Below are 21,874 nucleotides of genomic sequence, written 5' to 3'. Positions count from 1 at the left end.
CTGCGGTGACGGAGCCGGTTGAGGCTGCGGTTGCCTTTGAGGAGTTGACTTCTACTGAGGTTGACGCTGAGGGTGAGGACACTCCGGATGCTGAGAAGCCGAATAAGGTTGCTGAGCACAAGGACATCAATGATGAGGATCAGACGGTAATCTCTGAGGATTCTAAGAAGGTTCTGAAGCCGGAGATTTCGACGAATGCTGATTTTGCTCAGGGTTCGCATGAGGTTGTTGCTGGTGCTGAGATTGTTGATGAGGTCAGCTATGAGGGCTTGGTTCCTGGTAAGGAATACACGCTGCAGGCTGAGTTGATTAGCAAGGCCGATAAAGAGACTGTTTTGGGTAAGGGTGAGACGACCTTTACTCCGGAGAAGTCTGCTGGCAAGGTTGATGTGAAGATCACTGTTGATAGTGATGTGACGGAGCCGGTTGAGGCTGCGGTTGCCTTTGAGGAGTTGACTTCTACTGAGGTTGACGCTGAGGGTGAGGACACTCCGGATGCTGAGAAGCCGAATAAGGTTGCTGAGCACAAGGACATCAATGATGAGGATCAGACGGTAACCTCTGATGACTCCGATGTCCCAGGCAAGCCGTCCAAGGTCAAGATTCCTAAGTGGGCCATCCTGATTCCGGGCATTGGCTTGGGAATCGGCTTGGGCAAGATTATCTTCGGCCACCACGATCACGACCACGGCCACCATGATCACGACAAGCCGAAGGATCGTCCTGAGAAGGACACCGAGGGCCACGGTGAGCACCCAAGCACCGAGGTGAAGGGCCAGGATACGCCGGATAAGGTTGACCAGAACTCCAGCGAAGAGCCTCGCCCCACCGAGGTGAAGGGTCAGGATACGCCGGATAAGGTTGACCAGGGTACCGACAAGGACGATCGTCCGGTCGAGGTTATGGGCCAGGAGCCTGGAAAGACTGGTAAACCGCTACCGTCCGACGCAGGACGTACGAAGATCAAGTCCGTACCGTCCGGTGCGACCGAGCTTGACCCAGGTATGCAGGACTACATTAAGTAGTGTGAGCGTACTGGTCAGGTAACAGGCGATAGCGCCTGGGCACAACATGTCCCCCTTCAGGGTGTCACCGCACACGCTGGAGGGGGGCAACCCATCTGATAAACCATCGAGAAGACCACAATGAGGAGATTGGGCAATGTCTGAGGAGACAGGCCGCGAGGAACCCGTAAGCCGGGGTAAGAAGATCGGCTTTATCGTGCTGGTAGTGGCCGTAATTCTGATGTTGATCCAGCTGGCTCTCTACCTCACCACCGGTGGGGAAGATGATGAGGCTAGTGAGGGGGCATCGGAAAGCGTCTCGGCCGTTGACCCCCCGGACGATAAGGGCGATGCCTACGTCGATGATTCCGGTGCGCAGGAGCACGAATTCGAGCCGGCCCCGGGCCAATTCGAAGGCTTCGAAGGCATGTCCGTGGGCATCGACGGCGAGTACGCCGCCGTGGACCCAGTGCAGGTAACTGACCAGGGCGTGTTGCTGCCGCCACACGATGTCTCCCGCTTGGGCTGGTATTCCGCCTCGGCCGTGCCTGGCGATGCCGGCAATGTTGGCTCCAGCGTGATCACCGGCCACGTGAATTACCAGGGCCAGGGCACCGGCTATGCGGAGAAATTCACCCGGCTGCAGGAAAACCAGGAATTCACCGTGGTCATCGATGGTGAGGAGCGCACCTTCCGTGTGACGGAAAAGCCGTACCGCCTGCCCAAGGGCGGGGATTTCCCGGACGTGGTTAATGACACGGACGGTACCAACCGCCTGGTCCTTATCACCTGCGGCGGCAAGTTCGTCGGCGGTGCGCTGGGGTATGAGGACAACATTATTACCGTGGCAGAGCCAGTCGATGCCCCGGTTCCACCAGAGGCACCCCAGGCCTAGTAGCACGCTCTAGAGTCCAACGAGCGCCCGGTTCGAGGATGAAAATCCTTGGCCGGGCGCTTGCGTTTATGCACTTCACGCATGTGCGCCCGGGGTGCGCCGGGCATCTATGAAATAATTTGGGGAAGTATCTGCTGCTCGGAGCGGAATCAAAGGAGCAAAGTCATGGATATTCCAGGCAAAATCGCCGGTCATATCGGCACGCCGCTGACGGGCAATGCCACGAAGGTATTGCTGCTCGGCGCGGGCGAGTTGGGAAAGCAGCTGGCTATTTCCTTCCAGTCCCTGGGCCTTGAGGTCCACGCGGTGGATAAGTACCAGGGGGCGCCGGCGCATCAAGTGGCGCACTATAGCTATATCGCGGATATTACTGACTCCGCGCAGGTATCAGAATTGGTGCAGCAGATTCAGCCGCACTACGTGGTGCCGGAGGTGGAAATCGTTGCGGTGGAGGCCCTGGAGCAGGTTGAGCAGTCCACCGATGCCGTCGTCGTGCCCACGGCGCGTGCCTGCGCCCTTACCCAAGACCGCGAACGGGTGCGCGCGGTGGCAGAAGATATTGGGCTGCCGACCTCGGCCTACCGCTTTGCCTCTTCGGTGGAGGAGCTGGAGGAAGCGGCGACGGAGCTGGGGTTTCCGTGCATTGTGAAGCCGGACGTGTCCACCTCGGGCAAGGGCCACATGCTGGCACGGGACGTAGAAGACGTGCGCGAGGCGTGGGAGACGGTGCGCCGCGTTTCTTCGGATTCGCAGCGCGTGGTGGCGGAGCGCTTCGTGGACTTTGACCTTGAGGTCACGCTGCTGGCCATCCGGTCCATCGATCCGGCCACGGGCAAGCTGGCCACGTGGTTTAGCGAGCCCATTGGTCACCGCCACGAGAAGGGCGATCTGATTGAGGAGTGGCAGCCTACCGGCATGAGCGAGATTGCGCTGGAGAACGCGCGATCGGTTGCGGCGCGCATCTCCAATGAGCTAGGCGGGCGCGGCGTGTACGGCGTGGAGCTTTTCGTCGCCGGCGATGATGTTTACTTTTCTTCGGTCTCCCCGCGGCCTTCGGATACGGCGATGCTTACCGCCTATACGCAGCGCTTTTCCCAGTTTGATCTGCACGCCCGCGCCATTTTGGGCTATCCCATCGACGCCACGTTGATAACCCCGGGCGCCAGCATGTTCTTGCACGCGCAGGAGCCGCTTGCCGATGTCGCCTTTACCGGCATTGCCTCCGCCCTCCACTACGCCGAGACGGACGTGAAGCTCTTTGGCAAGCCCGATGCCTATAAGGGCCGGCGCATGGGGCTTGTGACCACGACGGCGGAAACGGTAGAAGAGGCCCGCGATCGCGCCGCACTGGCGGCGCATAAGGTGAGCGTGACCTCGACTCCTGGCCTGCTCGCGCAGGGCGGTGCGCGCGGCATCGACCCGCAAGCGGACAATGTGCCCGATATCGAGGTTGTTGAATACGAGGGTGGGGTCGAGCTCGACCCCAAGCTGACCTCAGGGGTGGACGATACCGACTAGCGCAGCGCTGGTTAGCGCTGCGGGGCACTGCCGACCGTGCCAGTCGGTGCCTAGTCAGGCCCGCAGTGCAGCGCTGGTTAGCGCTGTGGGCCGGCGTGCTTGACCATCTCGTCCCACTCGACGATCTTGATGCGCTCGCGGCCGTGCGGCTCGCCGGCGGCCTGCTCGGCGGAGTTGAGGCGGTGCCAGCCGTCCCAGGTGGTGACGGCGATATCGCGGCTGCTGAGCAGATCGAGGATATCCTGCGGATCGCGCTTGGTGGCGGACTCGAGCTCGCCTGCCTTGTAATCCTCTAGCAGCATGCCGGTGGTGTCCTTGGCGTCGGATTTAGTATTGCCAATCAAGCCCACCGGGCCGCGCTTGATCCAGCCGGTGGTGTAGAGGCCGGGAAGCTTTTCGCCGTCCACATCGGTCAGGACGTGGCCGCCGTCGTTGGGCATGGTGGCCGTGTCGTCATTGAAAGGAATGCCCTCGACGGACTGCGGGTGGTAGCCCACAGCGCGGTAGACCGATTGCACGGGCCACTCGGTGAACTTGCCGGTGCCGCTTACGGAACCATCGCCATTGAGCTCGGTGCGCTCGGTTTTGATGGCGGTGACGTGGCCGGCATCGCCAAGCACTTCTACTGGGGATTCAAAGAAGTGGATGTAGAGCTTGTGCGGGGCATCGCCAGGCTCGCGCATGGCGTAGGACTCTAGGGTCTGGCAGACCAAGTCGGTGGACTTGGCGGCGCGGCGGGCCTCCTCGGAAGCCTCGTCGTAGATGATGTCTTCTGGGTCCACGATGACCTCGATGGTGGGGGACTCATCGAGCTCCTTGAGCTCCTTCGGCGTGTACTTAGCCTGCGCCGGGCCGCGGCGACCAAAGACGTGGACCTCCTTGGCGCGGTTTTCCTTCAGGGAAGCGTAGACATTATCCGGGATCTCCGTCACCAGCAGCTCGTCTGCGGTCTTGGCCAAGATGCGGGATACGTCGAGCGAAACGTTGCCCACGCCCACGACGGCGACGGACTCCGCGGATAGGTCCCAATCGCGCTCGAAGTTGGGGTTGCCGTCATAAAAGCCCACGAATTCGCCGGCGCCGTAGTTGCCCTCGAGGTCCTCGCCGGGGATGCCCATTTCCTTATCGGCGGTGGCGCCGGTGGCGAAGATGATGGCGTCGTAGTACTCGCGCATCTCTTCGACGGTGATGTCCTTGCCCACTTCGATATTGCCCAGGAAGCGGATGTCTTCCTTCTCCATGATGTTGTGCAGCGACTGCACGATGCCCTTAATGCGTGGGTGATCCGGGGCGACGCCGTAGCGAATCAAGCCAAAGGGCGCAGGCATCTTTTCAAAGAGATCGATCTGCACGTCCACATCGGACTTTACGAGGAGGTCAGAGGCGTAAATGCCGGCCGGTCCGGAGCCGACCACGGCGACACGCATGGGGCTAGTCATCTGTTTAGGGTGTCCTTTCTTTAGGTTTTTCTCACATTCTACGCGGTGGCAGTGCGATAAATGCCACACTGCTCTGAGTTATCTACCCCCAGTTTAGGAGGTTGCGGAAGGGCGGGGGAGGGGGTGATTCACGTACAGTGGAGTCGTCACCACGTGCTAGTAACTGTGATGTACGGCATAATGTTACGGCGCGTGTTCCAAGTGTTCCCGTGACGGCAAAGGAAAGGTAATCCGCATGTCTGCATCCCAGTCCACAGTGTTAAGCTCCATCGGCCGCGGCTTCGACGGCCTCGATATTCCCGCCTTGGCGGATAGCCTTGGCGCTGAACTGCTCCGCTTAGAAGATTTCGACCCCACCGTGGCGGATGTATTGGCCAACGCGCCCACCGCCACTGCCGATGCCCTCCTGGTCCAAGGCACCGGCGAAATCTCCTTCGATGCGGAGGTCGCCGCCGCGCTGGGCCTGCCGCTGGTTATCATCTCCGGCGCCCCAGAGCGCGCGGCGGAGCTGGCACAGCGCAAGGCAGAATCCCTCGGCGCCACCGTGGCAGGCGTCTTCACCGACCTGGAGGCCGTGCCAGGTGCGTTAAGCGCGGCAGAGGAGACCGCGCCCGTCATGTCCGCAGACCTCTTCCAGAAGCAGCTCATTGACCAAGCCAAGACGACTGGATCTCACATCGTCTTGCCGGAGGGCGATGATGACCGCATCCTTGAAGCCGCCGATGCCCTGCTCCGCGATGAGGTCGCCCGGCTGACCATCCTGGGCAAGGAATCCGATATTAAGGCCCGCGCCAAGGATCTGGGGCTGGATATTTCGGGAGCCGATATCATCGACCACCTGGAATCGCCGCTTGCGGAGGAATTCGCCGCCGATTTCGCGGAACTGCGCAAGAAGAAGGGCCTGACTCTGGAACAGGCCCGCGAGGCCATGCAGGACATCTCCTACTTTGGCACCATGATGGTGCACAAGGGGCTTGCTGATGGCATGGTGTCCGGCGCCGCCCACACCACCGCGCACACTATTAAGCCGTCCTTCCAGATCATCAAGACCAAGCCGAATGCCTCGGTGGTCTCTTCCATCTTCCTGATGATCATGCGCGGGCGCCTGTGGGCCTTCGGCGACTGTGCCGTAAACCCGAACCCCACCGCGGAACAGCTGGGCGAAATCGCCGTGGTGTCCGCGCAGACCGCGTCCCAGTTTGGTATCGACCCGCGCGTAGCCATGCTGTCCTACTCCACCGGCGCTTCCGGCACCGGCCCGGATGTCGAGCGCGCGATCGCGGCCGTCGAGGCCGCCAAGAAGCTGGACTCTTCGGTGAAAGTGGATGGCCCGCTGCAGTTCGACGCCGCCTGCGATCCCGGCGTTGCCGCAAAGAAGATGCCGGATTCCGATGTCGCGGGTAAGGCCAATGTCTTCGTCTTCCCCGATCTGGATGCCGGCAATATCGGCTATAAGACCGCGCAGCGCACCGGCGGCGCCTTGGCCGTGGGCCCCATCCTGCAGGGACTGAACAAGCCGGTCAACGATCTATCCCGCGGCGCTACCGTTCCGGACATCATCAATACCGTTGCCATTACCGCTATCCAGGCTGGAGAGAAATAAATGTCATACGTACTGGTCCTCAACTCGGGTTCCTCATCCATCAAGTTTCAGCTAGTGGACCCAACCGCTAGTGCCACGGATGATCCACTCGTATCTGGCCTGGTGGAACAGGTTGGTGAGCCAAGCGGCGCCATTACCCTCAAGGTCGGTGGGGAAAAGTTCACCGAAAAATTAGAAGTTCCCGATCACTCCTTTGGCCTGCAGCGCGCCTTTGAATTGATGGATGATCATCAGGTGGGCACAAAGGATGTCGATATCATCGCCGTGGGACACCGCGTGGTGCACGGCGGCCGTCTCTTTTCGCAGCCGCAGCTCATCGAGGATCAAATTGAATCGATGATCGAGGACCTCATCCCGTTGGCCCCGCTGCACAACCCGGCCAACCTGGACGGCATCCGCGTGGCGCGCAAGATCTTGCCGGATATTCCGCACGTGGCGGTCTTCGATACCGCGTTCTTTAATACCTTGCCGCCGGCAGCAGCGCTCTATGCCATCAATAGTGAGGTCGCCTCCAAATACGATATCCGCCGCTACGGCTTCCACGGCACCTCCCACGAGTTCGTCTCCCAGCAGGTGCCGAAGATTTTGGACCGCGATCCGGAGCACACCCACCAGATCACGCTGCACCTGGGCAATGGTGCCTCCGCGGCCGCCATCCGCAATGGACGTGCCATCGATACCTCGATGGGCCTGACCCCGCTGGCCGGCCTCGCCATGGGTACGCGTACCGGCGATATCGATCCAGGCATCATCTTCCACCTGGTGCGCCAGGCGGGCATGAGCATCGACGAGATCGATAAGCTGCTCAATAAGCAATCCGGTGTCAAGGGCATTGCGGGCGTCAATGACTTCCGTACGCTGCGCGAGCACATCGATAACGGCGATGAAGACGCATGGCTGGCGTATAACATCTACATCCACCAGCTGCGCCGCTTCATCGGCTCCTACATGATTGCTCTGGGCCGCGTGGACGCCATTACCTTCACCGCCGGCGTGGGTGAAAACGACACCGAGGTGCGCCAGGACGCGCTGTACAACCTGGATATGTACGGCATCGACTTTGATAAGGAGCGCAACCTCGTCCGCTCCGATGAGCCGCGGGTCATCTCCACCGACGATTCCCCGGTCAAGGTCCTAGTGGTTCCCACCAATGAGGAGCTGGCTATTGCGCAGAAGTCTGCAGACGTTGCCGCCAAGGCGCGCGAGGAAGGCCTATTTAAGTAGGCCATGTAAGTAGGCCCTAGAAGGTGGTGATGGGCCGGACCTGGTTGGCCAAGTCCACCAGCGCGTAGCGGTGGCGGCTAAACGGGGCCTGGCGGGCAAGGGCCCGCAGGGTCTCGGCCAGGCCGGTGCGCAGGCCGCGCTGGGTAAAGGCGTACTCAAAGAGATCATTCGGCGAGGACGCCCGCGCGAGATCGGCGTTGCGCAGGAAGTTCAGGCCCGCGGAGATGACGGCGATCTTGATTTGGAGAAAGCGCGGCTCGTTGGTGGGGACTTCTTCGAGGCGTCGGGCAGCGCGACGAATGCGCGATTCCGATAGATCGTGCACGATGAGCTGCAGCACGGTGGTCAGCAGCGCCATGCGGAAGTGGCGCGAGGCATTGGGGACCTTATCCAAGGTGGCTACGGATAGCTCCACTTGGCCCTCCGCGCGCAATTGGCGTGCGAGCCCAAAGGCGGAGGACACCGTCGTGGGGTTGGTGGCCCAGACGATGCCGTATAGGCGCATGGAATTAAAGCGTAGCGCGCCCGGGTCTTGGGTGACGTGGGACCAGATTTCCGGCTGGCCCTCAAAGGCAGAAGAGGGGAGATCCGCCAAGGTGGTGTAGAGGTTGGAGCAGGCGCGGGCAACGGTGGCATCAATAAGCGATGTTTCACTGTAATCAATCTGCTGCAGGATGAGCTCATTGATGGCCGCGATGGCGAGCTTCGGGGCGGCCTCGCCGGGCAATAAATCGAGGACGGTGGCGAAGTACTCCTGGGCATCGACGTAATCATCGTGCAAGAGCTCCGTAATGCCGGCATACCACTGGTAACGCCAGTCGCGGCCGAGGCGGTCCTCGATGGAGCCTAGCCACTGGCGGGCCTCGTCGGTATAGCCCAAGTCGATCATGGAACGCACCACGCCGAGGGGAATCTCGGCGGAATGTTCGTATTCAGGGGTGCGCATGGCCTGGCGCAGGGTCTCGAGGGCTTCCTGCGGCTCGGCGTAGGATGTACCTTGCAGCAGGCTGGCGCCGACGTCATCGCGGTCTACCAGGGGCGTCGGCAAGGCGGAGACCACCTCGGGGGCGGTGATTTGGATGGTGCGGTCGATGCCATCGATAAGCTGATCCGTGCGAAAGACCAGGTGTTTGGTGCCAAAGGTGGTACGTTGCGGCGAGAAGAGCGAGTGCTGGGAGGGGTACTGGCGGCCGTCGCGGATGGCGAGCACCTCGCGCAGCACGCCGTAGAGCTGGGTGCGCAGCTCCTTGATGGAGCTAAACCGGCGCTGCGGGTCGCGGTGGGTCGCGCGCAGCAGCAGGCGGTAGAGGGAGAGGAAGCGGCGCAGCTCCGGCTCCTTGGAGGGGTTGGGGATGCCGGGAAGGAAGACGCCGTCCTCGCTGGGCAGCTTGAGGCACAGCGCCGCCAGGGTGCGGCCGATGGTATAGATATCGCTGGCGATGGACGGCCCCTTGGAGGCAACCTCCGGGGCCTGAAAGCCTTGGGTGCCGTAGATAAACCCGAAGGCTCCGATGCCGGAGACCGCGCCCAAGTCAATGAGCTTGACCTGGTCCTCGGTGACGATGATGTTATCGGGCTTCAGGTCGTTATAGACCACGCCGCGCGAGTGCAGGTACTCCAGCGCCGGCAGGATTTCCAGGATATAGCCAATGGCAATGTCAACGGGAAGCAGCTCGTTGGGCTGCTTGTTCCGCCTGCTTCTTAGCGATGGCCCGCCCACGTACTCCATGACGATGAATCCACCCGGCACGCGGTCATCGTCGATGAAGTTAAAAATCTTGACGATGCCCGGGTGGGTAATGTCTGCCAGAAACTCGCGCTCGGCTTCGGCAGCGGCCGTCTCATCGGCTGACTTTTGGGCCTGCATGCCCTTGAGCACGACCACGCGCCCGGAGACGTAATGGTCATTGGCCAGGTAAATCCAGCCCATGCCGCCGTGGGCGATGACGCCGAGGATTTCGTATTGCTCCGCGACCATATCGCCCGGTTCTAGCTGCGGCGGCGGGACCTTCTTGCCCTTGATCTTCTCTGAGGGATCGATGAGGGCAGCGGTGGGATTGGCCGGGGTGATAAACGGCAGGCGCACCATGCCATCAGCAACCGGCCGCTCGGTGCGCTGCGTGCCGCGGCGCTCGCGGAAGGTATCGATCGCCTGCCGGCGCGAACGCTCCGAGGATTTTTCCTGGGCCGTTTTTTCATCGCGTTCGCTCTCGCGCTGGGCGCGGATATTCTCTAGGTCCGCGAGCAGGCTGGAGAGGTGATCCGGGTCGATGGATCCATCGTCGTCTTCATCGTCATCGGCGAAGGGATCGAAGGCCACCGCCGAGGTTCCCGGATCCTCCCGGTGCTCGATGGGCTCGCTGGCGAACGGGTCATACGCCACGGCCGCCGTGCCCACTCCGCCGGTTTCGCTGGCATCGTCGCTCTCATCGGCGTCGTTGCCATTTCGTACGCCCTGAGCCGCGGTGCCCTGGCCCTCTGCGCCCGGGCCAGTCGTGCGCTGGCCAGCAGCGTTTTGGCCAGCCGTGCTGCCGCCCGCTGTGCGCCTACCCGTGGCCTCCGTATCCGGGAAGGCAGCCGCGGGAGCCGTGCCGGAAACCTGCGCCGCGGCGGTATCAACATCAGCTTCGCTAGCGCCTTTATTGCTAGTGCCAGCGTTATGAGTGGTGGCCGCCGTATCGGCGCCGACGTTGCTGTTTGCAGAGTTGGGGCGAGCAGCGGCGGTATCCGGACCAGCGGGGTCGGCGGCGTCACCTGTGTTGGCTGCGTCAGGGGAGTCGGCAGCGCCGAGGTTGCGGTCTTGGTCAGGGTCTTGGCCGTGGTCAGCGTCGCGGTAGGAAGCCTTGGTAGGCTTTCGGAATTGGCGCTGGGTATCGAGGTTTTCGGGCTCTAGGTATTCGAGCTCGTCTTCGCTGAAATTCGGGTTATGCTTCATGACTTATCTTCCTCGATGTATGTACCCGACGGCAGGGTGGGCTCGTCCAGGTAAGCACCTAGCCACCTGTCAAAGATGTCGGACCACGTCCCGTCGCGGCGGATGCGCTCCAAGGTGGAATTGACCTGGCGCAGCAGCGGGCGGGAGTCATGATCCTTGCTAGGGCGGCGCGCGGCAACGCCGTAGTTCTCGGTCTTTAGGGGCTCGCCCACGATGGAGGTATAGGAATCCTGCGCGGCCATGCCGGAAAGCAGGGCATCATCAACCACCACGCCATCGGCCTGGTTGAGCTGCAGCGCCATGAGGCAATCGCCCCAGGAGCGAGTGATGAGGATATCGGACTTGGGGGCGCGCTCGCGGATGGTATCCAGCGCGGTGGATCCGCGCACCCCGCACAGTCTTTTGTCTTCCGCATCATCGATGGAATTCATCCCGGAGCTGGTGAGCACCAGCATGCGGGTCTGCGTGGTCATATAGGGGATGGAAAAGGCCACTTCCTTCTCGCGTTCGGGGCTAATGGTCATGGTGCGCACGATGATATCGACGGTGCCATTATCCAGCGCGGCGGTGCGGTCAGAGGATTCAACGAAGCGGAAATCCACCTTATTGGGATCGCCGAAGATATCGCGGGCAATCTCGTGAGCGATATCGACCTCGAAGCCGCGGACATCGCCGGAGGCGGCATCGCGGTAGCTCAGCAGGTTATTGGAGCGGTCCACGCCCACGATAAGGCGCCCGCGCTTGACGATGTCCGGCACCCGCTCCTTCGCCGTTTTGCCATCCGGCCGGTAGGTGCCTCTGAGTTCGGTATCGTCTTCCTTCTTGGGCGCGGTGCTACCGGCTTCTTCTATGGTGGAGCCCTCCGGCAGCGGCGGGCCGGGGCTGGCATCGAGCGCCTGCTGTTCGGGCGATTCCAGCGGCGGGGCGGAGCGAATATCGCAGCCGGCCAGCGCGAGGACACTGCAGGTGGCAACGATGGCGGTCAGCGGTGCGGTAAGCCGTGCTCGGTAGCGCATTAGAGGTACTCCTGCAGTCGGGGACGAATGCCCAGCCACACCGCGAAGATGGCGCACAGGGTGAGCAGGAAGACGGCGGAGGAGACCGCGGTCATGGCGGTCAGCCCGCGCTCTAGGTAGGTGCGCATGGCGATGCGCGCCTGGCCAATGAGCTCCGAAAGCTCGCTATCGAGCTCGTTGAAGGACTGCGCGGCGGTGGTCTCGCCATTCTCGGGATCGGTGATGGTGGCCTGGTAGACCGCCTCATCGTAGTCGCCCTCGCTCAGCGCCTCCATGAGCTTTTCGTGCGAGTCTTGCCACTTTTCGGTGGCGGCGCGGGCGCTGTGGATGAGCTCGGGATCGTTGACCTCGACGTCATCATCATGCAGCGCGCTTTCATAGTCCCCCAGCGCCTTTTCAATGGAATCTACCGAGCCGGAAAAGCGCTCGAGCGTATCTTCCTCAGACGAGCGCAGCACCAGCGCGAGGGTTTCTGAGGTGCGCGCCTGCTGCGCCTCAATGCGCGAGGCCGTTAGCGAATCCCACGGGCGCGAGGCGGTTTCAAAGCCCTGATGGCCGGTGGACCAGGTGGCCAAGTTAGACAGGGCCACCCAAAAAATGGCCAAGAAGAGCAGCACCGTTGCGGTTAAAAAGCCGCGGTTAAACCGGCGGCGCGTCTGGCGCCACAGCCACCATTGCGCGACGATGAGGAAGAAGACCGCGGCCAAAAGGCCAGAGAGCGGCACCCACTGAGGCGAGGTGAGCTTTTGCTGTTGCTGGTTGACCTTTGCGGTGGTCAGCTGGAAGAGCTCGGAGGCCGCCGGCAGGATGTGCTCGCGCATGAGCGAGGAGGCATTGGACATATAGGAGTTAGCCACGGCATTGCCGGCGCGGTGGTTCGAGCGCGCCTTTTCAATCATCGCGGTATAAATGGGCAGCTCGCGCTGGATGAAGGTGACGAGATCGCGCACGCGGGCATCGTCAGGCGTGGTGCCCAGCACGGATTCGGTCGCGGCGATGGAGGCGGCATCGATGGCATCGTTATAGCGCTCGCGATTGCCCTCTGATTCCACGCCGGCCTGCACGAACCCGGTGGTGGCGATGGTATCGGCCACCGATAGCGAGCTATAGAGGTGGTGGGCCGCATTGGACATCGGCTCGGTGGTATTAAGCAGCTCGTCGAGGTCGGAGTGGCGGGCGGCGGAAGACTGGGACATCGATAAGCCGGCGGCTCCTAATGCCACCGTGAGGATCAGGGTGACGGTAAAAAGCTTGCCCGGGGTGGTGGAAGCGAAGTAATAAAATCGCCGCAGCAGGCGCGCCGGGCCCGCAAACCATTCCATGGCCCGGTGGGTCAGCCCGCTTAGGGCCGGGCGAGAGGGCGCGGTAACCTCATCCAGCCAGTGATCGCTGGGGTGAGCGTCCTCATCGCGCTCTGACTCTACCCGCACTGCCTGCTCAGTCATTTACTTAGAATAACGCCCGCAGTGTGCTGGGCGCCACCATTTACCCGCGTGTGTGGCTAGGATAGGAAATATGCATAACCCTCACAGTGGAGACGGCTGGGCGGCGGGCCCCAGTGGCATTCGCGTATGGGGAAAATTCGGTGCCGCCGGCCTCTTCCTCGTTGCCGGGCGCGAGGTGCTGCTGCAACACCGCGCTGCGTGGACCAATAATGGCAATACCTGGGGGATTCCCGGCGGCGCGCGGGACCTACAAGAAAGCCCCACTCAGGCCGCGCTGAGGGAAACGCACGAGGAATGCGCCATCGCGCCTGCCGATGTCGAGGTGCTCGACACCCAAGTAACGGCCGGGCCCTATCCTCCGGCGGGGGATTTGCCGGGGGAGTGGACCTATACCACCGTGTTAGCGCGCACCCGCAGCGGCCTGCGCCTGCCCACCACCGCTAACGAGGAATCTCACGAGCTGCGCTGGGTGGGGCTGGATGAAGTGGAAAACCTGCCGCTTATCGCGCCATTTCGCCACGCCTTTCCCGCCCTGCGGCAGCGGGTGGAAAAACTGTACCGGTAAAGTATTCAAAATTATGGCACTGTAGTGCTCATGATTGAAGTACAGGGACTGACTAAGGATTACGGGTCTGTCCGCGCCGTTGAGGATCTCACCTTTCAGGTAAAGCCCGGTGTGGTCACCGGCTTCTTGGGGCCCAATGGTGCCGGCAAATCCACTACCATGCGGATGATCGTGGGCTTGGACGAGCCCACGGCGGGTGAGATTCGCGTTAACGGCAAGCACTACCGCGACTTGGAGCACCCGCTGCGTGAGGTGGGCGCGCTTTTGGATGCGAAGGCGGTACACCCCAACCGCACGGCCGCGAATCACTTGAAGTGGATGGCGGCGTCCAATGGTATTCCCGCCTCCCGCGTGGATGAGGTGCTAGGGCTGGTGGGGCTTTCCGATGTCGCCGGTAAGAAAGCCGGCGGCTTTTCCCTCGGTATGGGCCAGCGCTTGGGCCTTGCTGGTGCTCTATTGGGTGATCCCGGAATCCTCATCCTGGATGAGCCGGTCAATGGCCTGGATCCAGAGGGCATCCGCTGGGTGCGTCAGCTCGTGCGCGCGCTGGCTGCAGAAGGCCGCACCATTTTGATTTCTTCCCACCTCTTGTCCGAGATGGCCCAGACCGCAGACCACCTCGTGGTCATTGGCAAGGGGAAGATGGTTGCGGATAAGCCCACCCACGAGTTCGTCCGCGGCCACTCGCAGTCCTTGGTGTATGTGCGCTCGAACCACCTCCCGGAATTCGGTGAGGCCCTAAAGAAGGAGGGCGTTTCCTTTACCGAATCCAAGGATGAGGAGGGCCGCCCGCGGCTAGAGGTCATCAACCAGACCACCGAGTTCGTAGGCGAGCTGGCCTATTCTACCGGGGTGCCGCTGCACGAGCTCACCCTGAAAAGCGCTTCGCTGGAGGATGCCTTCATGGATCTCACTGGCGATGCCGTGCAGTATCACGCAGGCACGCCTGGCGTGTCGGGTGCGCAGGTAGGTCAGTCAGGCCAATCCGGCCAGCCAGGCCAATCCGGTGGGTTCGCCCGCCCCAACGAGCAGGAGGTTTAATCCGCCATGTTGAATATCTTGAAATCCGAGTGGATTAAGCTGCGCACCACCCGCTCCTTCTGGTGGACCACCGCGCTATTCCTTCTATTTTCGTGGGGGTGGGCCGGTGTCACCGCTGCGTTTACTGAGCCGCTCGATCCGGAAGCCGTTGATATGGGCTTTCAGCCTATTGGAGCCGAGTTCACCGTCGTATTCCTGGTATCCCTGGGCCTGCCGGTGCTGATGATTCAGGCCATCATGCTGGTGACCACGGAATACCGCTTCGGCACCCAAGCCATTACCTTCATGGCCTCCCCGCGGCGTTGGAGCGTGGCCGTGGCCAAGCTGGTCTTATATGCGGTCATCGCGGCCGTACTGACCTTCATCGGTGTGGTGGGCGCGTACCTGCTTACGGAACTGCTTGCCGATAGCTCCATTTCCGCCACCTTTGACCCCTGGAACGATGAAGTCGGCCGCGAGCAGCTGTGGAAGTACCCACTGGCCGCGGTCCTCGTGGTGGCCTTTGCCCAAGGCATCGGCATGCTCATTCGCCAGACTGCGGGCTCTGTGGCGCTAGGCCTTATTTTGTACTTGGGCGTGGATCAAATCGTCAGCATGATGCCCGTGGTAGGCGATAAGATCGGTAGCTTTATGCCCTTTACCGCTTTCCAGAACTGGCTATTCAATGTCCCAGTGGATAACGCACTGTGGACGGAATCCGCAGGCAGCGGCATCGTATTCTTCATCTGGGCCGCAGTGCTGTGGGCCCTTGGCGTGCTGGTGCTGCACAAGCGCGATGCTTAGGCGAGGGTAGGTCTATTGTTTGAGACATGACTGGTAACCGGCTGATTGTGATCAGCCGGTTATTTTTATTGGTGGTTAATGGCTGCCTCAGCAAACAGCCTTTCCAGATGGGAGAATATTTGAGAGCCCTATGGATGCGCGCATATCGTAAGTTAAACTCTAAACGCCTTTAAATATAATTATATTTTATCGGAAATGCAGTTTAAATATTATTTATGTACTGACAATATTTTTCTTTTGCGTTAGGGTTGGGGGTGAAGAAAAAGAAATTGTGTAGAGTAATGTAGTCAAGTTTATCCGAGGGAGTGGTAAGTGTGTCCAATGAAATGCTTCCAGATTCTGTTGAAAAGTTTGTAGCCCCGACTATCGCGGGTGCCGCATTAGTGGGAGGTGGGGTAGCCGCAACTACCCCTCCAGCTAAGGCACAAGGACCTATCGGTAACGCTGCTGAAGTAGTTAGCCACATGAAGCCCGATGGGGCCCGTGCGCACTCTATTGTTAACGAAGTCAATGCAGCAAGGGCGGATCATGGTTTAAATCCCGTGACAGAAAACCCTGCGTTAAACAATATCGCTCAAGACTGGGCCGACCATTTGGTGGGAACAGGGGATTTGCAGCATCGGCCAAATCACTGGGAAACCTATCCGGATAGTATTCCTGCCGGTGGCGAAAACGTCCTTCAAGCATGGGACGATTTCGCAGATGCGAAGCTGGTAAATATGTGGCTGAATTCACCCAGCCACAGGAAGATTTTGCTGGACCCAGAAGCGAAAACGGTTGGCACGGGCATTGCCGTTGGCGCGAACGGTGAGCTTTTTGCCGTACAGAATTTTGGGCGTTAAAGAAGCGCCTTTTAATAATCCTCTTCGGAATAGCCGCGATATGATCACTCTTGTATTCCCTAAGCTTTTGATACGCTCTCGCGCATAAGCAATATCAAAGTCAGAATCAGGGTTTATAGTAAAAGCAATAGACAAGAGAGAAATCTGCGGAGGATTCGGCGTATCTTTCGCAATTAGTTCCAATAATTAACGCCGATCCGGAGTCAATTAAGTGGACTACACACTCATCTCTGCGGTGATACCGTGCGCGGTTCAACGCGGGAAGTTCTACTCTGGTTCTGCAAAAGAAAGCTTGTGTTTAGGTAGCCTATGAGCGGGCTATTGGGGCATCGGCAAGCAATGCTTATTGTAGGGCCGAAGTTAGCCGCATGACGTTATCGACGTAGCGGCGGACAAAACCGCGCTGGTTCCACTCCTCGAGGGTGAGCTCGTGGCACACCGCGCGGTAATTGGCGGCGAGCTGGTTGAACTGGGCGAGGAGATCGCCTTTGGCCACGAGCATGGTGGTCTCATAGTTGAGGCCGAAGGAGCGCGGATCCATATTGGACGAGCCGAACATGCACAGCGGATTGAACTCCTGGTCATCTGGATCCGTGATGATGAACTTGGAGTGCAAAACGTAGGGGTAGGGGAATTGGTAGATATGCACCCCGGCCTCAAGCAGCGCCTGGTAATACGAGGACTGGGCATGGTTGACCATGAATTGGTCTGCGGTATCGGAGACATAAAGCTCCACATCCACCCCGCGGTAGCAGGCGGTGGTCACGGCCTCTAAGAGGGATTCATCCGGCACGAAATACGGCGAGCACAGCACGAGGCGCTGCTTGGCGTGGTGCACCAGGGAGTTAAACATGCGCAGGTTCGGCTCGGTGGTATAGCCGGGGCCGGAGGGAATCATCTGCAGGTAGTTGGCATCGACGGTTTGGGCATCGTCATAGGGTAGCTCATCTAGCGGGAGATTCTCGCCGGATTCGGTGTACCAATCCACCGCGAAGACCGCGTTCATGGCGGTGACAATGGGGCCGGATAACTCCACCATGTAATCGATCCAAAAGCGGTCAGTGGTTTTATATTGGCGCTTGATCAAGTTGATGGAACCGATAAAACCTACCTCGCCATCGATAATGACGAGCTTTCGGTGGTTGCGCAGATCCGGGCGGCGGAAGCGGCCCTTGTGCAGCTGGATGGGCAGCATGAGGCGCCAATCCACGCCGATTTCTGTGAGCCTATTTCCCAGCGAGGAATAGCCCTTGTACTTAAAACTGCCGATCTGATCCAACAAAAGGCGGACCTTGACGCCGCGGGCGGTGGCGCGGGCAAGGGCCTGGAAAAATACATCCGTGGTCTCGTCCCAGGATTGGATATAGACCTCGATGGAGACGTACTTTTCGGCGCGGTCCACGGCGGCGGCGATGGCGCGAATGCATTCATCGTAATCCGCATGCAGGCCCAGGTTGTGGCCAATGAGCGCCGGAAAACCGGTCAGCTCGCGGTTGAGCTTGATGACGGATTCCACCTCCGCCGACAGGATGCCCTTCGGGTGATCCGGGGTGCGGGCGGAAATATCCTCGAGGCGCTCATTAGCCTCTTGCTGGATGCGGTGGCGGCGCCGGTTGATATACGGCGAGCCCATGAGCAAAAACAGCGGCAGGCCGATGACAGGCAGCACCAGAATGGCCAGCAACCACGCGGTGGAATTGGAGGGCCGACGGCCTTCTGGCACGAAGCCGACGGCGATGATCTTGATGGAATAATCAATGATGAGGAAGAACAGCTGCCAGAAGCTGAGATCGAGCGACCAGGTCATTTAACGCACGGAATCGAAATCGGGCAGATCGAAATCTGCATGAAGCGGGCAGTGATCGGAGGTCTTTTCGCCAGCGCGTTCTTCCATGTCTACGCGCGCGCCGGTGACGTGCTTGGCCAGCGGCGCCGAGGTGAGCTGGAAATCGATGCGCATGCCCTCGTTCTTGTGAAAGCGCATCCCCTTGTAATCAAAGTAGGTATAGCGCTGATCCTCGGTAAAACGGCGCGTGACCTCTTCGAGGCCGACCTCCTCGAGCATCTGGAAGGCGGCGCGCTCGGGCTCGGTGACATGCGTTTTGCCGCGGAAGGCCTCGATATCCCAGACGTCTTCATCGCGCGGGGCGATATTGAAATCGCCGGTTAATAGCAGCTTGGATTGGGCGCGGCCGGCGGCGTGGCGGGCGAGCTGGTAGAGAAAATCCAGCTTGTAGTCATAGTGACGGTCCGTGATCTCGCGGCCGTTGGGGATATACAGCGACCAGATTTCTACCCCGCGGATGCGCGCACCAAGCGCCCGGGCCTCGCGGTCCTGGGGCTTTTCTGGGTCCTTGGCAAAGCCGGGCTGGTGGGGGAATCCGGTAAAGACTTCTTCCGGTTCCTCCTTGGAAATGATGGCCACGCCATTCCACTGGTTCAGGCCATGGCAGGTGACGTGGTAGCCGGCGTCCTCGAAGGCCTCGCGGGGGAATTTATCGTCCTTGACCTTCGTCTCTTGTAAGCACAGCACGTCGATGTCGTGCGTGTGGAGAAGGTCCAGCGCCCGCTGGGCGCGGGTGCGAACGGAGTTGATATTCCACGTGGTGATGCGCATGGATAATACAGTACCGCGCGGGTATTGGCGCGGACTAGTCCAGGCAGTGGCCGGCGGGCTAGCTTAGCGGGGGCTAGTCGCGCAGCCGGGCGTAGATTTGGCGGTGCTGCTCGATGAACCCCAGCTTTTCGTACAGGCGAATGCCGGCGGTATTAGAAGCCAGGACATCGAGGTAGGCGTGCTTCGCGCCCTGCTCGCGCCCCCAGCGCAGCATGTGCTGGCCCAAAAGCGCTCCTAAGCCCTGGCGGCGGTGCGCGGGCGCTACCTCCACGGCGGAGTATCCCAGCCAGGCGGTGCCGTCGCCGGATTCGGTGATGGTGCCGCGGGTGATGGCGACGGTCTCGCCGTCAATAACGAGCCGCCCAAAGCCCATCGTGCCCTCGATGCGGGCGCGCAGGTACTCCAGGGCCTCGGCGGGCAGCGCCTGGCCGCGGAAGTGGTACATCTGCAGCCATGCGTCATCGGGCTGGGCATCGATGCGAAACTCCGCGCCGCTGGGGTGGGACCCCGGGGCCTCGGCGGAAAGGTCTGCGAGATCGCGCAGGACCATGACGAGGATTTCGGGTTCGGTGTGCCAGGTGGCATCGGCAAGCAGGCGCTCTGCAGGCTTGCCAATGCGCTCCGGGATAAGCAGGCGCACCGGGAGATCGTGGCGGCGGTAGAACTCCGTGATTTCCTCGACGGGCACCGGATTGAAGCCCGCGGAAGGCCCGAGCGGGACGGCGGAATTGGACCGGCCCGTCACACCATCGCCGGCGCGCATGAGCCAGGAACCGTCCGCGGTCCACGTGTGCTCCTTGCCGGGAAAGGCCTGGGCGGTGGCGTATTCGACGGCGCGAATATCGGAATTGCGCACCATGCGCGGCGAAAGGCGCTTGATGATCTTCAGCTGCTCGGGCGCGATCTCCACTGCCTCGAGGTCAGAGGGATAGCCGCCGACCTGCTGTGGGCGGATGACCAGCGGCTTAAGGCTGAGGACGTGGCCAATGACATCGCTGTGCACATCGCCAAAATCGCGCCGGGCCACGACGCGATCGCCTACCTGCACGTCATCGGAACGAAAGATGCGGGACATGATTAATCGTCGTGCCCGAAGGGATCTTCGTCTTCACCCGGCATCCAGGTGTAGCCCGGCTCGGTCCAGCCATTGCGCTTAATGGCCTTCTTGGCCTGGCGCTTGTAGCGGCCGATGAGGGTATCGGTATAGACGTAGCCATCGAGGTGGCCAGTTTCGTGCTGCAGGCAGCGGGCAAAAAAGCCGTAGCCCTCTACAGTGATGTCGTTGCCGTGCTCGTCCTTGCCGGTTACGCGCGCCCAATCGGCGCGGCCGGTGGGAAAGCCCTCGCCCGGCACGGACAGGCAGCCTTCGTCGTCGGAGCCGTCATCGGCAGGCATGGTTTCTGGAATCTCGGAGGTCTCCAGCACCGGGTTGATAACACAGCCCTTGCGCATGCCGGCCTTATCGGCGGGCAGCTCGGTGCCGTCTGGGCCTTCGGTATCGGGGCAGTGGTACACGAAGAGCCGCTTGCCGATGCCCACCTGGTTCGCAGCCAGGCCCACGCCGTGGGCGACCTCCATGGTCTCGTACATGTCCGCGATGAGCTGTTGCATCTCAGGGCTGGAAATCTCGGATTCTTCCACCGGCGTGGTGGGCTGATGAAGCACGGGGTCGCCGTGGATAACGATGGGGCGAATAGTCATGCTTTACAGTTTAGGCATGAACCCCTTGTCTGACCTAGACGCCGCCATCTTAGATTTTGAGGAAACCGCTCCGCGCAGCATTGGCCGCAAGGAAGAGGCCATTCGTGCGCAGCTGGATATCTCGCCGGTGCGCTATCACCAACGCCTCAACCTGCTTCTTGATGTCCCCGCTGCCGCCGAATCCCATCCCCTCTTGGTGGCCCGGCTAAAACGCCTGCGGGAGGAGCGCGAAAACACGCGGCGCGCCGCGCGGGGAAATACCCCACCGCGTTAGAACTAGCTACTAATGTTACTGAAGTGACTAAAGGGAATCCGGATAATCTATACGACCAGCAATTCGACGACGCCGCAGACGGTGCCGCCGCGGAGGATGCCGCCGCGACCGATTATGGCGATGCTTATTATGACGACGCCTACGAGGGCGCTTATGACGATGAGATAGGCGGCGAAAATGCTGCTGCCGCTGGCGCTGCAGGTGCCGGAGCGGGAGCCGCTGCGGCTGGAACTGGCGGTGGGGGAGGCGCCCACGCCAAGAAGGGCGGTTTACCGCTGCGCGGGCTCGCCATGGTGCTTATCGCCGTGGCCGTGATGCTCGGCCTGTGGGGCCTTTATGCCATGACTTCGGAGGATGATGACTCGACCGTCGCTTCCGATTCCGAGCAGTCGAAGTCAGACGGCTCCGCAAATGGCGGCCAAGAGGGCAATGGCGCGGGCGGTCCTGCCGCGGATGGCGCGCGCGGCGATGGCTCCCGCGACGGGGCTAATAACCAGCCGCCTCGCGAAGGCGAGGGCGATAACGCGCACCCGAACGGCGGTGCCGAGGGCGAGGCTAACCGCGATGCCGACGCGCGCGATCCGCACGAGGAAGGCCGCGCCGGGGATGAAGCCCGTGCCGGTGGTAACGATGCGCCGTCCGCTGCGCGCGACCGCAATGACATTAAGGTCAGCGTGCTCAATAACTCCGGTGAATCCGATAAGGCCAAGAACGAAGCCGATGTGTTGAAGGACGGCGGCTTCAAGGTGGGCTATGTGGGCAACCTGCCAGGCGACGTCCTGACCGTGCCCAAGACCACCGTCTTCTACCCAGAAGGCGATACCTCCGCGGAGTCCTTGGCTAAGGAAGTTGCCGCGCGCTACCAGGCGGAAATCAAGCCCATGAATAAGGACCTGCCCAAGGAAGCTACCGATGACGGCGCCGTTGTGGTCGCCCTCGCCGTCCCCCAGGCCTAAATAAAATTCATGGAAT

19 protein-coding genes are annotated in these 21,874 nt (G+C 60.9%); 11 read left to right on the top strand and 8 right to left on the bottom strand.

The genetic code is table 11. The features are described from left to right. The 3 genes from MHX65_RS03030 to purT all read left to right on the top strand — a co-directional run. Nucleotides 1-1,025 (top strand): VaFE repeat-containing surface-anchored protein (locus MHX65_RS03030; RefSeq protein ID WP_239268540.1); only part of this gene is annotated, 1,025 nt, incomplete at its 5' end. Nucleotides 1,026-1,161: 136 nt separating this feature from the next. Next, nucleotides 1,162-1,899, top strand: coding sequence for a class F sortase (locus MHX65_RS03025; RefSeq protein ID WP_239268538.1), 738 nt, complete (start codon nt 1,162-1,164; stop codon nt 1,897-1,899). Between the two features lie 165 nt (nt 1,900-2,064). Further along, complete coding sequence (gene purT / locus MHX65_RS03020; protein ID WP_239268536.1) at nt 2,065-3,417, top strand: formate-dependent phosphoribosylglycinamide formyltransferase; 1,353 nt, start codon at nt 2,065-2,067, stop codon at nt 3,415-3,417. 77 nt (nt 3,418-3,494) lie between these two features. Here the strand turns inward: purT and MHX65_RS03015 are convergent, their stop codons facing one another. Next, a complete protein-coding gene (locus MHX65_RS03015) occupies nt 3,495-4,856 on the bottom strand; it encodes an FAD-dependent oxidoreductase (protein ID WP_239268534.1) in 1,362 nt (453 codons plus the stop codon). A gap of 235 nt (nt 4,857-5,091) precedes the next feature. Here MHX65_RS03015 and pta point away from each other — a divergent pair, with 235 nt between their 5' ends. Both pta and MHX65_RS03005 read left to right on the top strand, forming a co-directional pair. Next, on the top strand, nt 5,092-6,459 hold the full coding sequence (gene pta / locus MHX65_RS03010) for a phosphate acetyltransferase (RefSeq protein WP_239268532.1): 1,368 nt from the start codon (nt 5,092-5,094) through the stop codon (nt 6,457-6,459). Next, a complete protein-coding gene (locus MHX65_RS03005; RefSeq protein ID WP_239268530.1) occupies nt 6,460-7,683 on the top strand; it encodes an acetate kinase in 1,224 nt (407 codons plus the stop codon). A 16-nt stretch (nt 7,684-7,699) separates the two neighbouring features. On the opposite strand, the gene MHX65_RS03000 is transcribed toward MHX65_RS03005, so the two are convergent. Genes MHX65_RS03000 through MHX65_RS02990 form a run of 3 tightly spaced genes read right to left on the bottom strand, consistent with a single transcriptional unit; the run spans nt 7,700 to nt 13,079 of the window. Beyond that, entirely contained in the window at nt 7,700-10,618 is a 2,919-nt protein-coding gene (locus tag MHX65_RS03000) for a serine/threonine protein kinase (protein WP_239268528.1), read from the bottom strand. Next, the gene (locus MHX65_RS02995) at nt 10,615-11,634 is read right to left on the bottom strand and encodes a glutamate ABC transporter substrate-binding protein (RefSeq protein WP_239268526.1); all 1,020 of its coding nucleotides are present in this window, start codon (nt 11,632-11,634) and stop codon (nt 10,615-10,617) included. The genes MHX65_RS03000 and MHX65_RS02995 overlap by 4 nt, the downstream gene beginning before the upstream one ends. After that, nucleotides 11,634-13,079, bottom strand: coding sequence for a hypothetical protein (locus tag MHX65_RS02990; RefSeq protein WP_239268523.1), 1,446 nt, complete (start codon nt 13,077-13,079; stop codon nt 11,634-11,636). Before MHX65_RS02990 ends, MHX65_RS02995 begins: the two co-directional genes overlap by 1 nt. 70 nt (nt 13,080-13,149) lie before the next feature. On the opposite strand from MHX65_RS02990, the gene MHX65_RS02985 reads away from it, so the two are divergent. The 4 genes from MHX65_RS02985 to MHX65_RS02970 all read left to right on the top strand — a co-directional run bounded on the left by MHX65_RS02985 (nt 13,150) and on the right by MHX65_RS02970 (nt 16,310). Continuing rightward, nucleotides 13,150-13,644 (top strand): NUDIX domain-containing protein, encoded by a 495-nt coding sequence (locus tag MHX65_RS02985; protein ID WP_023024031.1) that lies wholly within the window; start codon nt 13,150-13,152, stop codon nt 13,642-13,644. Between the two features lie 30 nt (nt 13,645-13,674). Then, a complete protein-coding gene (locus MHX65_RS02980; protein WP_239268520.1) occupies nt 13,675-14,685 on the top strand; it encodes an ABC transporter ATP-binding protein in 1,011 nt (336 codons plus the stop codon). 6 nt (nt 14,686-14,691) lie between these two features. Then, on the top strand, nt 14,692-15,468 hold the full coding sequence (locus tag MHX65_RS02975; RefSeq protein ID WP_239268518.1) for an ABC transporter permease: 777 nt from the start codon (nt 14,692-14,694) through the stop codon (nt 15,466-15,468). 314 nt (nt 15,469-15,782) lie between these two features. After that, nucleotides 15,783-16,310 (top strand): CAP domain-containing protein, encoded by a 528-nt coding sequence (locus tag MHX65_RS02970; protein ID WP_239268516.1) that lies wholly within the window; start codon nt 15,783-15,785, stop codon nt 16,308-16,310. Between the two features lie 343 nt (nt 16,311-16,653). Here the strand turns inward: MHX65_RS02970 and MHX65_RS02965 are convergent, their stop codons facing one another. The 4 genes from MHX65_RS02965 to MHX65_RS02950 form a co-directional block, all read right to left on the bottom strand. Then, nucleotides 16,654-18,117 carry a phospholipase D-like domain-containing protein gene (locus MHX65_RS02965; RefSeq protein ID WP_239268513.1) on the bottom strand — a complete coding sequence of 488 codons (1,464 nt, stop codon included), beginning with the start codon at nt 18,115-18,117 and terminating at the stop codon, nt 16,654-16,656. Beyond that, nucleotides 18,118-18,927 carry an exodeoxyribonuclease III gene (locus tag MHX65_RS02960; protein ID WP_239268511.1) on the bottom strand — a complete coding sequence of 270 codons (810 nt, stop codon included), beginning with the start codon at nt 18,925-18,927 and terminating at the stop codon, nt 18,118-18,120. It abuts the gene before it with no gap. A 73-nt stretch (nt 18,928-19,000) separates the two neighbouring features. Next, nucleotides 19,001-20,002 carry an N-acetylglutamate synthase, CG3035 family gene (locus MHX65_RS02955; RefSeq protein ID WP_239268509.1) on the bottom strand — a complete coding sequence of 334 codons (1,002 nt, stop codon included), beginning with the start codon at nt 20,000-20,002 and terminating at the stop codon, nt 19,001-19,003. 2 nt (nt 20,003-20,004) lie between these two features. Beyond that, nucleotides 20,005-20,628 carry a peptide deformylase gene (locus MHX65_RS02950; RefSeq protein WP_239268507.1) on the bottom strand — a complete coding sequence of 208 codons (624 nt, stop codon included), beginning with the start codon at nt 20,626-20,628 and terminating at the stop codon, nt 20,005-20,007. Here MHX65_RS02950 and MHX65_RS02945 point away from each other — a divergent pair. Together MHX65_RS02945 and MHX65_RS02940 are read left to right on the top strand one after the other, a co-directional pair. Then, nucleotides 20,627-20,902, top strand: coding sequence for a DUF3263 domain-containing protein (locus tag MHX65_RS02945; protein WP_239268504.1), 276 nt, complete (start codon nt 20,627-20,629; stop codon nt 20,900-20,902). The genes MHX65_RS02950 and MHX65_RS02945 overlap by 2 nt on opposite strands. A gap of 23 nt (nt 20,903-20,925) precedes the next feature. Continuing rightward, nucleotides 20,926-21,858 (top strand): LytR C-terminal domain-containing protein, encoded by a 933-nt coding sequence (locus MHX65_RS02940; protein ID WP_239268502.1) that lies wholly within the window; start codon nt 20,926-20,928, stop codon nt 21,856-21,858. Nucleotides 21,859-21,874: the final 16 nt, after the last annotated feature.

The sequence above is a fragment of the Corynebacterium sp. ACRPS genome (assembly GCF_022346005.1).
Lineage (GTDB): Bacteria > Actinomycetota > Actinomycetes > Mycobacteriales > Mycobacteriaceae > Corynebacterium.
Note: the sequence above shows the minus strand (reverse complement) of the source record. Positions and strands in the feature narration are given on the sequence as shown.

Bases quoted from the DNA above. Each gene is read 5' to 3' on its own strand.
- MHX65_RS03025 (WP_239268538.1), top strand. From the start codon at position 1,162: ATGTCTGAGGAGACAGGCCGCGAGGAACCCGTAAGCCGGGGTAAGAAG.
- purT (WP_239268536.1), top strand. From the start codon at position 2,065: ATGGATATTCCAGGCAAAATCGCCGGTCATATCGGCACGCCGCTGACG.
- MHX65_RS03015 (WP_239268534.1), bottom strand. From the start codon at position 4,856: ATGACTAGCCCCATGCGTGTCGCCGTGGTCGGCTCCGGACCGGCCGGC.
- pta (WP_239268532.1), top strand. From the start codon at position 5,092: ATGTCTGCATCCCAGTCCACAGTGTTAAGCTCCATCGGCCGCGGCTTC.
- MHX65_RS03005 (WP_239268530.1), top strand. From the start codon at position 6,460: ATGTCATACGTACTGGTCCTCAACTCGGGTTCCTCATCCATCAAGTTT.
- MHX65_RS03000 (WP_239268528.1), bottom strand. From the start codon at position 10,618: ATGAAGCATAACCCGAATTTCAGCGAAGACGAGCTCGAATACCTAGAG.
- MHX65_RS02995 (WP_239268526.1), bottom strand. From the start codon at position 11,634: ATGCGCTACCGAGCACGGCTTACCGCACCGCTGACCGCCATCGTTGCC.
- MHX65_RS02990 (WP_239268523.1), bottom strand. From the start codon at position 13,079: ATGACTGAGCAGGCAGTGCGGGTAGAGTCAGAGCGCGATGAGGACGCT.
- MHX65_RS02985 (WP_023024031.1), top strand. From the start codon at position 13,150: ATGCATAACCCTCACAGTGGAGACGGCTGGGCGGCGGGCCCCAGTGGC.
- MHX65_RS02980 (WP_239268520.1), top strand. From the start codon at position 13,675: ATGATTGAAGTACAGGGACTGACTAAGGATTACGGGTCTGTCCGCGCC.
- MHX65_RS02975 (WP_239268518.1), top strand. From the start codon at position 14,692: ATGTTGAATATCTTGAAATCCGAGTGGATTAAGCTGCGCACCACCCGC.
- MHX65_RS02965 (WP_239268513.1), bottom strand. From the start codon at position 18,117: ATGACCTGGTCGCTCGATCTCAGCTTCTGGCAGCTGTTCTTCCTCATC.
- MHX65_RS02960 (WP_239268511.1), bottom strand. From the start codon at position 18,927: ATGCGCATCACCACGTGGAATATCAACTCCGTTCGCACCCGCGCCCAG.
- MHX65_RS02955 (WP_239268509.1), bottom strand. From the start codon at position 20,002: ATGTCCCGCATCTTTCGTTCCGATGACGTGCAGGTAGGCGATCGCGTC.
- MHX65_RS02945 (WP_239268504.1), top strand. From the start codon at position 20,627: ATGCTTTACAGTTTAGGCATGAACCCCTTGTCTGACCTAGACGCCGCC.
- MHX65_RS02950 (WP_239268507.1), bottom strand. From the start codon at position 20,628: ATGACTATTCGCCCCATCGTTATCCACGGCGACCCCGTGCTTCATCAG.